At 34.2% G+C, this 11,937-nt stretch carries 12 protein-coding genes and 2 pseudogenes; 12 read left to right on the top strand and 2 right to left on the bottom strand.

Annotated features, from left to right (window positions below):
* The 12 genes from VKY47_RS08835 to VKY47_RS08780 all read left to right on the top strand — a co-directional run.
* Positions 1-154 (top strand): HesB/IscA family protein (locus tag VKY47_RS08835; RefSeq protein ID WP_324312103.1); only part of this gene is annotated, 154 nt, incomplete at its 5' end.
* Positions 155-230: 76 nt separating this feature from the next.
* A complete protein-coding gene (gene sufB, locus VKY47_RS08830; protein WP_324312099.1) occupies positions 231-1,679 on the top strand; it encodes a Fe-S cluster assembly protein SufB in 1,449 nt (482 codons plus the stop codon).
* A gap of 72 nt (positions 1,680-1,751) precedes the next feature.
* On the top strand, positions 1,752-2,159 hold the full coding sequence (locus tag VKY47_RS08825; RefSeq protein WP_324312098.1) for a hypothetical protein: 408 nt from the start codon (positions 1,752-1,754) through the stop codon (positions 2,157-2,159).
* Between the two features lie 66 nt (positions 2,160-2,225).
* A complete protein-coding gene (gene sufC / locus VKY47_RS08820) occupies positions 2,226-2,978 on the top strand; it encodes a Fe-S cluster assembly ATPase SufC (protein WP_324312096.1) in 753 nt (250 codons plus the stop codon).
* A gap of 156 nt (positions 2,979-3,134) precedes the next feature.
* Positions 3,135-4,448 carry a Fe-S cluster assembly protein SufD gene (sufD, locus tag VKY47_RS08815; protein ID WP_324312094.1) on the top strand — a complete coding sequence of 438 codons (1,314 nt, stop codon included), beginning with the start codon at positions 3,135-3,137 and terminating at the stop codon, positions 4,446-4,448.
* A 196-nt stretch (positions 4,449-4,644) separates the two neighbouring features.
* Entirely contained in the window at positions 4,645-5,871 is a 1,227-nt protein-coding gene (locus tag VKY47_RS08810; protein WP_324312093.1) for an aminotransferase class V-fold PLP-dependent enzyme, read from the top strand.
* Between the two features lie 52 nt (positions 5,872-5,923).
* The gene (locus VKY47_RS08805) at positions 5,924-6,721 is read left to right on the top strand and encodes an META domain-containing protein (RefSeq protein WP_324312092.1); all 798 of its coding nucleotides are present in this window, start codon (positions 5,924-5,926) and stop codon (positions 6,719-6,721) included.
* Positions 6,722-6,772: 51 nt separating this feature from the next.
* Complete coding sequence (locus VKY47_RS08800) at positions 6,773-7,195, top strand: SufE family protein (protein ID WP_324312091.1); 423 nt, start codon at positions 6,773-6,775, stop codon at positions 7,193-7,195.
* A gap of 59 nt (positions 7,196-7,254) precedes the next feature.
* Positions 7,255-7,581 (top strand): iron-sulfur cluster assembly protein, encoded by a 327-nt coding sequence (locus VKY47_RS08795; RefSeq protein ID WP_324312089.1) that lies wholly within the window; start codon positions 7,255-7,257, stop codon positions 7,579-7,581.
* Between the two features lie 12 nt (positions 7,582-7,593).
* On the top strand, positions 7,594-9,429 hold the full coding sequence (locus VKY47_RS08790) for an ABC transporter ATP-binding protein (RefSeq protein ID WP_324312088.1): 1,836 nt from the start codon (positions 7,594-7,596) through the stop codon (positions 9,427-9,429).
* Positions 9,430-9,448: 19 nt separating this feature from the next.
* On the top strand, positions 9,449-9,967 hold the full coding sequence (locus VKY47_RS08785; protein WP_324312086.1) for a DUF2480 family protein: 519 nt from the start codon (positions 9,449-9,451) through the stop codon (positions 9,965-9,967).
* 70 nt (positions 9,968-10,037) lie between these two features.
* Positions 10,038-10,994 (top strand): DUF3078 domain-containing protein, encoded by a 957-nt coding sequence (locus tag VKY47_RS08780; protein WP_414731220.1) that lies wholly within the window; start codon positions 10,038-10,040, stop codon positions 10,992-10,994.
* Between the two features lie 43 nt (positions 10,995-11,037).
* On the opposite strand, the pseudogene VKY47_RS08775 reads toward VKY47_RS08780, so the two are convergent.
* Positions 11,038-11,188 (bottom strand): annotated as a pseudogene (locus VKY47_RS08775) (GTPase HflX); the annotation flags it as partial.
* Between the two features lie 388 nt (positions 11,189-11,576).
* Positions 11,577-11,937: pseudogene (locus tag VKY47_RS08770) on the bottom strand (GTPase HflX); the annotation flags it as partial.

Here is an 11,937-nt window from a genome sequence, read left to right as displayed (position 1 = left end):
CAATGGTATTAAAATTATTGTCGACAAAAAAAGCTTTTTATACCTTATTGGTACCACTCTAGAATATGCTGGAGGGTTAAATGGAGCAGGTTTTGTTTTTAAAAACCCCAATGCCAATAGAACTTGTGGCTGTGGTGAATCATTTTCACTATAAGCACAGATAAATCTGCCTATAGACAGGCAGGTCTTCCAAAAAGGAAGACTTTTTATAAATAATTATTTTAAGTAACATGAACAAGTATACTGAAGACGATTTAAGAGAAGAACTAAAAACCAAAGAATACGAATATGGTTTTTTTACAGATATTGAGTCGGAAACATTCCCTATAGGTTTAGACGAGGACGTAGTAAGAGCGATTTCGTTAAAAAAAGAAGAACCACAATGGATGACCGATTGGCGCTTAGAAGCTTTTCGCGCCTGGAAAGAAATGATAGAGCCAGATTGGGCCAATGTTAAATATATAAAACCCGATTTTCAAGCTATTTCCTACTACTCCGCACCAAGTACAAAACCTAAATACGATAGTTTGGACCAAGTAGATCCGGAATTATTGGATACATTTAAAAAACTTGGTATTTCGTTAGACGAGCAAAAAAAATTGGCTGGGGTTGCCATGGATATTGTTATAGACTCCGTTTCTGTAGCCACTTCCTTTAAGAAAACCCTTGGAGAAAAAGGCATTATTTTTTGTCCGATAAGCGAAGCTATTAGAGATTATCCGGATTTAGTAAGAAAATATATAGGAACCGTTGTTCCACAAAAAGACAATTATTATGCAGCCTTAAATTCTGCTGTATTTAGTGATGGAAGTTTCTGCTACATTCCTAAAGGAGTTCGTTGTCCGATGGAACTATCTACATATTTTAGAATTAACCAAGGTGGAACCGGTCAATTTGAGCGCACACTTTTAATTGCAGACGAAGATAGTTATGTAAGCTACCTAGAGGGTTGTACGGCTCCAAGTAGAGATGAAAACCAATTACACGCTGCCGTTGTAGAACTCATCGCTTTAGATGGCGCAGAAATAAAATACTCAACCGTACAAAACTGGTATCCCGGAAATGCCGAAGGTAAAGGTGGTGTTTACAATTTTGTAACCAAAAGAGGGATTTGCGAGAAAAACGCAAAAATTTCATGGACACAAGTAGAAACTGGATCAGCAGTAACTTGGAAATATCCAAGCTGCATCTTAAAAGGCGATAATTCTGTAGGGGAATTTTACTCCATTGCAGTTACCAATAATTTTCAACAAGCGGATACCGGAACCAAAATGATTCATTTAGGTAAAAACACGAAATCGACCATTATTTCTAAAGGAATTTCTGCTGGTAGATCTCAAAACTCTTATAGAGGATTGGTGAAAATTGGACCTAATGCAGAAAATGCCCGTAACTTCTCGCAATGTGATAGTTTACTTATGGGTAATGATTGTGGTGCACATACTTTCCCATACATTGAGGTCAAAAATAAATCAGCTCAAATAGAACACGAGGCGACCACTAGTAAAATTGGAGAAGACCAACTTTTCTATTGCAACCAACGTGGTATCAATACAGAAAAAGCCATTGCATTAATTGTAAACGGATTTAGTAAAGATGTATTAAATAAACTCCCAATGGAATTTGCTATTGAAGCTCAGAAACTATTGGAAATCTCGCTAGAAGGATCTGTTGGTTAAAATTTTATAACCTTGAAAGGTTTGAAACCCTTATATAACTAAAATGAATTTTCGTTTTTTTAAAAATTAATTATGAAAAAACTATTAATCTTAATCTTTGCTCTTACAAGCTTCTATAGCTGTAAAAACAATTCCAACGATGAATCTGTTGCTACCGAAAAGGACAACACCGAAGTTGAATTAAAAGGACTCACCTTGCTAAAAGGAGATTTCGTGTATTTTGCTGACGGTGCCGTATTACAAACGCCTCACGAAGTTTATGGAGTAGTCATTGACGAAAAAATGCACGAACTAGACAATAAGGTAAAGGCTTACAAGAAAGCAGACACAGATATGGTTCCTGTTGAAATAAGAGGGAAAATCATCCAAAAACCTGAAGGTGAGGAAGGCTGGCCTTTCCGAATAGAAATTAAAGAAATTGTAAATATTAGCGAACCAGATCCTAATAAACAAGATATTATTTTAGGAACTGAAAAATAACCCAAAACCAAGTATTATTTTAAGTGATAATAAAGCTTAAAATTGTAATTTTTTGAATATATAATTATGTTAAAAATTAAGAATTTACACGCAAGTGTTGAAAATAAAGCCATTTTAAAAGGCATTAATTTAGTAATAAATCCTGGAGAAGTACATGCCATCATGGGACCAAATGGTTCTGGAAAAAGCACCTTAGCTTCTGTAATTGCAGGAAAAGAAGATTACGATGTTACAGAAGGGGAAATTCTTTTGTTTGATGAGAGCATAGACGAATTAGGCCCAGATGAGCGTGCTCATAGAGGCGTCTTTTTATCGTTTCAATATCCTGTTGAAATTCCCGGAGTTTCTGTAACCAATTTTATAAAAACGGCCATCAACGAAACTCGTAAAGCCAAAGGCTTAGAAGATATGCCTGCCAATGAGATGTTGAAACTTATTCGCGAAAAATCTGAATTATTGGAAATCGACAGAAAATTTTTATCTCGTTCCTTGAACGAAGGTTTTTCTGGAGGTGAGAAAAAACGTAATGAAATTTTCCAAATGGCCATGTTAGAACCTAAGTTAGCCATTTTGGACGAAACAGATTCGGGTTTGGATATCGATGCCTTGCGTATTGTAGCAAACGGAGTTAATAAATTCAAAAGTAAAGACAATGCCGTAATTATAATTACGCATTACCAACGTCTCTTAGATTATATCGTTCCAGATTTTGTCCATGTTATACATAATGGTAGAATTGTAAAATCTGGTGGCAAAGAACTTGCACACGAGCTAGAAGAAAAAGGTTACGATTGGATTAAAGAGAAAGCAGACGCTTAAATCAGTTCGCTGTATTGATCAGTTTCAGTTTGCACAGGCTCACTCATAACTGATTAAGCGAAAGACCAAGCTTTCAAAATGTAAAATAGCAAACAGCATTCTTTAACAGATTGATACGTACTGACATCTGCCACGGAATACTGAAAACTTAATTAAATGGAATTAAAAGACAAACTCATATCCTCCTTTTTAGCATTTGAAAATGAAGTGAATTTAGATTCGCGCATTCATGATGTAAGGAGCGAAGCCATAAAAGTATTCGAAAACGAAGGATTTCCAACTAAAAAAGAAGAGGACTGGAAATATACTTCTTTAAACAGTGTTTTAAAACATGATTACAGCGTGTTTCCAAAACACGAAAAGGATGTGGAATACAACGATGTAAAGAAATATTTCATTCATGAAATTGACAGTTATAAAATTGTATTTATAGACGGAAAATATTCATCTCACCTCTCGCAAACCACACACGACGGAATGGATATTTGTTTAATGTCCTCGGCCTTAAACAAACCTAAATACCAATTAATTATTGACAATTATTTCAATAAAATCGCATCTAAAGATAGCTTGACTTCTTTAAACACGGCTTTTTCTCAAGAAGGTGCTTATATTCAGATTCCGAAAAATAAAATGGTGGATAAACCCATCCAAATTATACATTTTTCAACAGGAAATGAAGCTGCTTTAATGAACCAACCACGAAATTTAATTGTGGTTAACGAGAATTCGCATGTTCAAATTATAGAACGTCACCAAAGTTTAACAGACAATCCTGTTTTAACCAATTGTGTAACAGAGATTTTTGCAAACAAACGCGCAATTGTTGATTATTATAAAATCCAAAACGATAACGAAAATGCCTCTTTAATCGACAATACCTTTATTAACCAAAAGCAAGAAAGTGTCTGTTCTGTGCATACGTTTTCATTTGGAGGGAAATTAACGAGAAATAATCTTAATTTTTACCAGAATGGCGAGCGCATCGATTCGACCTTAAAAGGAGTTACCATTATTGGCAACAAACAACATGTGGATCATAATACGTTGGTACATCATATTGAGCCCAATTGCGAAAGTCACCAAGATTACAAAGGTATTTACGATGGCAATTCTACTGGAGTTTTTAATGGAAAAGTACTTGTTAACAGAGAAGCCCAAAAAACGAATGCGTTTCAAGCAAACAACAACATCCTAGTTAGCGATAAAGCAACCATTAACACCAAACCACAACTAGAGATTTTTGCAGACGATGTAAAATGTTCTCATGGCTGTACTATTGGACAATTGGACGAAAGCGCTTTGTTTTACATGAAATCTCGAGGAATTCCTGAAAAAGAAGCCAAAGGTTTATTAATGTATGCTTTTAGCAACAACGTATTAAGTTCGGTTAAGATTCCAGAAATTAAACAACGAATCACTAAAATTATAGCTAGCAAATTAGGTGTAAATATTGGGTTTGATCTTTAAAAATTCGCTTGAAATCGTAGCTTCACGAATTCAAGAGTAATAAAGAAAACCCTTAAACACGTATTTCGTATTATAAGTTATTTGGAGCAATTTCCAGCTTTCGGCAGTCGCTTTTTTTATAGGGCTAACTTTCTAAAAGTTAGCCCTATAAAAAAAGCTTCAACAAATGCCTCAATCTGGGCTAAAAAATAAAACTATGTTCAACATAGAAACCATAAGAAAAGATTTTCCCATACTTTCAAGAAAAGTACATGGTAAACCATTAGTGTACCTAGATAATGGAGCAACTTCGCAAACTCCAACACAAGTAATCGATGTTATTGTTGACTATTACACCAATTACAACGCTAACATCCATAGAGGTGTCCATACTTTAAGTCAGGAAGCGACCGATAAATACGAAGAAGCTAGACATAAAATCCAAGCACATTTTAATGCTAAACATGCGCATGAAATCATTATGACTTCAGGCACCACCGAAAGCATCAATTTGGTGGCTCATGGATTTGCTTCCCTTTTGAAAAAAAATGACGAGATTATTGTATCAGCCTTAGAGCATCATAGTAATATTGTGCCTTGGCAAATGTTATGCGAAAAAACTGGAGCTATTTTAAAGGTCATTCCAATGAATGATTCTGGAGAATTGGTTATGACAGAATATGACAAATTACTTTCAGAAAAAACAAAACTGGTTTTTGTAAATCATATTTCAAATGCTATAGGAACCATCAATCCCATTGAGAAAATTATTAAAAAAGCTCATGCTGTTGGCGCTGCTGTTTTAATTGATGGCGCACAAGCATGTCCTCATATAAAACCAGATGTACAAGCACTCGATGTCGATTTCTATGTAGTTTCTGCTCATAAAATGTGTGGTCCAACTGGTGTTGGTATGTTATATGGAAAAGAGGCTTGGCTTAATAAATTGCCTCCTTACCAAGGTGGTGGAGAAATGATAGCCGACGTCACTTTCGAGAAAACAACCTATGCCGACTTGCCACATAAATTTGAAGCTGGAACCCCCAACATTTGTGGTGGGATCGCTTTTGGTGCAGCCATAGATTATTTAAATGCCATTGGTTTCGATAATATTGAGACTTATGAACATGGACTTTTAGAATATGCAACCAAAAAATTACTGGAAATTGAAGGTTTAAGAATTTACGGCCCAGAACTATCGGCATTAAAGAATAAAACCTCTGTTATTTCATTTAATGTAGAGGGAATTCACCCATACGATGTGGGAACCATTTTGGATAAATTAGGAGTTGCGGTTAGAACAGGACACCATTGTGCGCAACCGATCATGGCGTATTTTAAAATTCCTGGAACAGTTAGAGCATCGTTTGCATTTTATAATACAAAAGAAGAAGTTGATACTTTGGTTGCCGGCGTTAAAAAAGCAAAAATGATGTTGTCATAATACTTTGGCTTCGTTTTTGTATCTTATAAAACCTAACACAAAAAATAGCAAAATGAAATATTTTACAATTTTATTAAGCATTTTCACTTTTATGTCTTGTGGAAATTCAAAGGATGTAGCCGCTATGGAAACGAATAAAGAAGCTATGGAAGTAATTTCTGGAACCTATTACGTATCTAGTATTGGAGAAAACAACTATGCTTCAGATGAATTAACCATACAGTTTGATGAAAACACCAACTCTGTATCCGGGTTTTTAGGTTGTAATAGATTTACTGGAACCTATAAACTCGATGGAAATTCCATCTCTTTTGGTTCTTTAGCTACAACTAGAATGCATTGTCAGGAGGCTAACAACAACATAGAGCGAAATATGTTAGCTGCATTAAATAATGTTACATCCATTACTACTAAAAACCAAAATTTAATTTTATCCAATAAGGAAGCTGTTCTTATAAATGCTTCTAAAAATCCTGAAGAAAAAATGACTCAAGACACTAATTACACCATTGAATATTCTGCAGTATCTAGAGGGTTTTTTAGTAAGTATATATTTGAAAATGGCAAGTTGTCCATTCAAAAAGACAGAAGCTCTGCTCCTACTATTAAAACCTGTTCTCAAACAGAGATCAACAATTTAATAAAAGAAGTAAAAGCTCTAAATCTTGAAAAAATAAAAACTTTAGAAGCACCAACGGAACATAGATTTGTAGATGCAGCTGCTATTGCGCGAGTTCAAATTACTTATCAAGGTAAAACCTATTCAACCCCTGAGTTCGACAATGGAGAGCCCAATAAGTATATTGCATCTTTAGTTTCGACCCTTTTGGGATTGGCCGAAAAACAGTAAAAAATTGATTAGGAATAATACAAATTGTATTTTTGTATAAAATAATAAAAAGTGACGATTCAAGACATTCAAAACGATATTATTGACGAATTTGCCATGTTTGAAGACTGGGAGGAACGCTATCAATACATGATAGATTTAGGTAAAACCTTGCCTTTAATCGATGAGCAATATAAAACCAACGACTACCTTATAAAAGGGTGTCAGAGTAAAGTTTGGGTACATGCCAATTTAGAAAACAACAAAATTGTTTTCACAGCAGATAGCGATGCTATTATTACCAAAGGCGTCATTGCTATTTTAATCCGTGTATTTTCCAATCAGAAACCAAGTGATATCATAGAATCTAACACCGATTTTATCGATGAAATTGGTTTAAAAGAACATTTATCGCCAACTCGTGCAAACGGTTTGGTAAGTATGATTAAACAATTAAAAATGTATGCCATTGCATACCAAACACAATTAAACTAGTTGACTTGTTACTTGTAGATTTTTTTAAAAGAAACAACTTAACTAAAAACAAAAATAAGATGAGCGAAACAATCATAGACACCAACGCATTAGGCGAAAAAATAGTGAAAGTTATAAAAACCATTTACGATCCAGAGATTCCTGTAGACATCTACGAATTGGGTTTAATCTACGATGTTTTCGTGAATGAAGATTACGAAGTAAAAATCTTAATGACCCTGACTACACCTAATTGCCCAGTTGCTGAAACCTTGCCTTTAGAAGTTGAGGAAAAAGTAAGATCGATAAATGAAGTAAAAACGGCCGAAGTAGAAATTACTTTCGATCCGCCTTGGAACCAAGATTTAATGAGTGATGAAGCCAAGTTGGAACTTGGAATGCTTTAACAAAAATTTTAAATGGCAAGACGTCAGCCCGCTTCTTTAAAAGACGAAAAGAAAACAAGCATAAAATCATCGTTTAATGCTTTGATTTACATTCCTAGGTTTTTTAAAGAGATTTGGAAAGTTAATAAAAGACTCTTTTTGTTATCGGCGTTCTGTAGACTTATTGGAGCTTTACTTCCGGTTATTATTTTATGGATAGGCAAGCTTATTATTGATGAAATTATTTTACAAATTTCATTAGAGTATCCAGATTACTCATTGCTGTGGACCTATGTCGCTGCCGAGTTTGCCCTAATTATTCTATCCGATTTAATAAGTAGGGCCATTTCATTAACCGATGGATTACTCGGTGACGAATACAGCATTGCAACCTCCATAACCATAATCAAAAAAACGAATCAAATTAATATTAGTTTATTAGAAGATTCTGAGTTTTATGATAAATTAGAACGTGCCAGAACACAAACTTCTGGTCGCGTTGGACTTATGTCTAACGTTTTGGGGCAGGTACAAAGCACCATTTCCATTGCCACTCTTGTAGCCGGTTTAATTTACTTTGAACCTTATTTAATTATTCTATTGGTACTAAGTATTATTCCTTCATTTATAAATGAAGTGCGTTTTAGTCAACAGCAATATTCGTTGGCAAGAAGTTGGACTTCAGAACGTAGAGAATTAGATTATCTACGATTTATTGGCGCCAACGATAAAACAGCAAAAGAAATCAAACTTTTTGGCTTGACCGATTTTGTTGTAGATCGATTTAAAAACCTCTCTGAAGAATATTATCAACTTAATAAATCGCTAGCTGTTAAACGTTCTGCTTTAGGTTTTTTGTTTAATGTATTAGGTACTATGAGTTATTATGGAGCCTATGTTTTTATTATTTACAGAGTCCTTTCTGGCGTTATTACATTAGGTGAATTAACCTTCTTATCTGGAGCATTCAATCGTTTAACACGAAATTTGCAAGATTTCTTTTCAAAATTTACGCGTATTGCTGAAAGCGCCTTATACTTAAAAGATTATTTCGATTTTATAGACATTTCAATTGTTCCAAAAGCTAAAGAAGATGTACCCCTACCAAAACATATTAAAAAAGGCTTTGAGTTTAAAGACGTACATTTTGCCTATCCAAATTCGGAAAAAGACATTTTAAAAGGCATTAGTTTCACACTAAAAGCAGGTGAAAAACTAGCATTTGTAGGTCAGAATGGTGCAGGTAAAACGACCTTAATAAAATTATTATTACGTTTTTACGAACCTACTTCTGGCGAAATATTATTAGATGGAATCCATATTAATCGTTTTAACATTGCAAAATATCAAGAGTATTTCGGTGTTATTTTTCAGGATTTCTTTAGATATGAATTTACTGTGAGAGAAAACATAGCCATTGGAAACATTGACGAAATAGACAATCAAGATAAAATTGAAAAAGCAGCAGAACTAAGTTTAGCTCATGATGTTGTGGCCGAGTTAGAAGAAGGCTACAATCAACAGTTGGGAAAACGTTTTGTTAATGGTCAAGAATTATCTGGTGGTCAATGGCAAAAAGTGGCCCTAGCCAGAGCCTATATGAAAAATGCAGAAGTTATGATTTTAGATGAGCCCACATCTGCATTAGATGCCAGAGCTGAAAGTGAGGTTTTTGGTCGTTTTATTGGTTTAACCAAAGATAAAACCAGCATTATAATTTCACACAGATTTAGTACCGTTAGGCAAGCAGATAGAATTTTAGTCCTTGAGCATGGTAAAGTTTTAGAAATTGGAACCCATGAAGAACTTATAAACAACCAAGCCTTATATTCCGAATTGTTTTCGCTACAAGCAGAAGGCTATCAATAAAAACATTTATCTTTGTGTTATGGCAGAAGAGATTTTAAATAGAGTTGCAAATAGCAAATTAGCAGTCTTGGATTTAGAAGATTATTATCCGAATGGAAAACGTGTTTTATTTGACATAAAAGATTGGCTTTTTGAAGGTTTTGTGTTACGGGAAAAAGATTTTAGAGAACAGGTAAAGAATTACGACTGGAATCAACATCAAGATCAATTTGTAGCCCTAACCTGCTCCACTGATGCGATAATTCCTGCATGGGCCTATATGTTACTAGTATTAGAATTGGAGTCCATTTCTAAACGAACCATAATTGGTAATTTAGATATGTTGGAAACAGCCATCTACCAAGACATTATCAATCATTTAGATTTAAAGGATTTTGAAAACAAACCTGTTATTATAAAAGGTTGCTCTAATAAGCCAGTACCAAGAAACGCTTATATTATGATAGCAGAAAAGCTAAAACCTCTAGCTCTTTCCATTATGTACGGCGAAGCTTGTTCTTCAGTTCCTTTATATAAGAAACCAAAAATCAAAAAGTAAAAAGTAAAATAATTAATTTTGATTAATCTATTGTATCCCATATATTTGCAGACTTTTAAAAATTTAATCCATGAAAACTCATATGATGACTAAAAGACTACTTACAACCCTCGCTTTAGTAGGCGCAATCTCAACAGGAATGGCACAAACCAAAGAAGAATTAAAATCTGAACAAGCAGCTAAAAAAGATTCTATTAGTGCTCTTCAAGGACAGGTAGATGCTTTACAAAAGCAAATAGACCAATTCCCTGGATGGAAATTTGGTGCCTTTGGTACTATTGGAGCAAGTTTCTCTAATTTTAATAACTGGTATGCTCAAGGATCTCCTAACAATTCTGCAGGAAGTATAACTATTACTGCAAACCCTCATGCCAAATTAGATAGAGAAAAGTACTTTTGGTACAATACAGCCAATATTAACCTAAGTTGGGTGAAATTTGACGATAAAGATGACCCAACTGACAATAAGAACTTTAGAGAGTCTAGCGATGTTTTTGATGTGACTTCACTTTTTGGTTATAAAATAGCTAAAAATCTAGCTGCATCTACTTTAGGGGAATATAGAACAACCCTTATTAACAACTTTAACAATCCGGGATATTTAGATTTAGGAGTTGGGGTAACATGGACACCAGTAGAAAATTTAGTGGTGGTGGTTCATCCTTTAAACTACAACTTTGTATTTGCTGATAATAATGATATTTTCGAATCGTCTCTTGGAGCAAAGGTAGTGGCTAACTACAACCGTTCTTTTGGAGGTGTAAAATTCAATACCAATCTTTCGGCTTTTATGAGTTATAAGGATTCCGACTTATCCAACTGGACTTGGATTAACTCTTTAAGCTATACCGTTTGGAAAGGGATAGGACTTGGTTTTGAGATTGGTTTAAGAGACAGTAAGCAAGAAGCTTTAAATTATGCTTTCGGTAATTGGGACTCTGCAGGCACGGATCCTCAGCCAAACTTTGACAATGTAGATAACTCTATACAAGTTTATACCACCTTTGGTTTAAGTTATAATTTCTAGTACACATTATAATACATAAAAAAAGCGCCAATTGGCGCTTTTTTTATTCTTCCTCGTCGTTATAATCGGGATACAGAAAATTATTATACGGAAAACGGGTTACATGGATCTCTCGAACTTCGTTGTAAATACGTTTTTAAAATCGTTCAAATTTCTTTGTTCCATGCCGAAATTAACAACGCAATATTCCCAACTGCATGCGTGTTAATTATTGTATTTAAAAATATTAGGGCTAAGTCAAAGAAACCATATGGTTGACATAGCTCTTCTACCTAGTTACCATAGCTTTCATACGCTATATATACGCTATACATACGCTATACGCATTACGTATATAGCTAATTAACATCCACTTATTACTTAGGTGATGTAATCCAAAAATTCTTAGCTATGTTATGAAAAGATGCTGTCGCTTTATTTAAAAAAATGAGTCGTAAGATACCCACAGAACCTACTTTAATTTATAGCCTTAGTTTTATAGTAATTAATGGTTTTGTTAAAAAATGTATCCTAAAAACCTATAAAATAAAAAAAGGAACTTCCACCATGTAAAAGTTCCTTCAATTAAAATAATCATTGGTTTTATTCTTCCTCGTCGTTATAATCGGGATACAGAAAATTATTATACGGAAAACGGGTTACATGGATCTCTCGAACTTCGTTGTAAATACGTTTTTTAAATTCTTCTAAATTTTGTTTGTTTAAAGCAGAAATAAACAATGCATTATCGCCCACTCGGCTCATCCACGTTCTTTTCCATTCCTCTAAGCTATAATTCGCTTCTGTTCTTTCAATTTCTAGATCAGTTTCATCAAAAGGTTCTGGTTTGTAGGCGTCAATTTTATTAAACACCATAATAACGGGTTTGTTGGAGCTGCCAATTTCATCCAATATTTTATTCACAGAATCTATATGATGGTCAAAATTTGGATGTGAGATATCT

The organism is Xanthomarina sp., assembly GCF_035306705.1.
GTDB lineage: Bacteria > Bacteroidota > Bacteroidia > Flavobacteriales > Flavobacteriaceae > Xanthomarina.
Note: the sequence above shows the minus strand (reverse complement) of the source record. Positions and strands in the feature narration are given on the sequence as shown.

Bases quoted from the DNA above. Each gene is read 5' to 3' on its own strand.
- sufB (WP_324312099.1), top strand. From the start codon at position 231: ATGAACAAGTATACTGAAGACGATTTAAGAGAAGAACTAAAAACCAAA.
- VKY47_RS08825 (WP_324312098.1), top strand. From the start codon at position 1,752: ATGAAAAAACTATTAATCTTAATCTTTGCTCTTACAAGCTTCTATAGC.
- sufC (WP_324312096.1), top strand. From the start codon at position 2,226: ATGTTAAAAATTAAGAATTTACACGCAAGTGTTGAAAATAAAGCCATT.
- sufD (WP_324312094.1), top strand. From the start codon at position 3,135: ATGGAATTAAAAGACAAACTCATATCCTCCTTTTTAGCATTTGAAAAT.
- VKY47_RS08810 (WP_324312093.1), top strand. From the start codon at position 4,645: ATGTTCAACATAGAAACCATAAGAAAAGATTTTCCCATACTTTCAAGA.
- VKY47_RS08805 (WP_324312092.1), top strand. From the start codon at position 5,924: ATGAAATATTTTACAATTTTATTAAGCATTTTCACTTTTATGTCTTGT.
- VKY47_RS08795 (WP_324312089.1), top strand. From the start codon at position 7,255: ATGAGCGAAACAATCATAGACACCAACGCATTAGGCGAAAAAATAGTG.
- VKY47_RS08790 (WP_324312088.1), top strand. From the start codon at position 7,594: ATGGCAAGACGTCAGCCCGCTTCTTTAAAAGACGAAAAGAAAACAAGC.
- VKY47_RS08785 (WP_324312086.1), top strand. From the start codon at position 9,449: ATGGCAGAAGAGATTTTAAATAGAGTTGCAAATAGCAAATTAGCAGTC.
- VKY47_RS08780 (WP_414731220.1), top strand. From the start codon at position 10,038: ATGAAAACTCATATGATGACTAAAAGACTACTTACAACCCTCGCTTTA.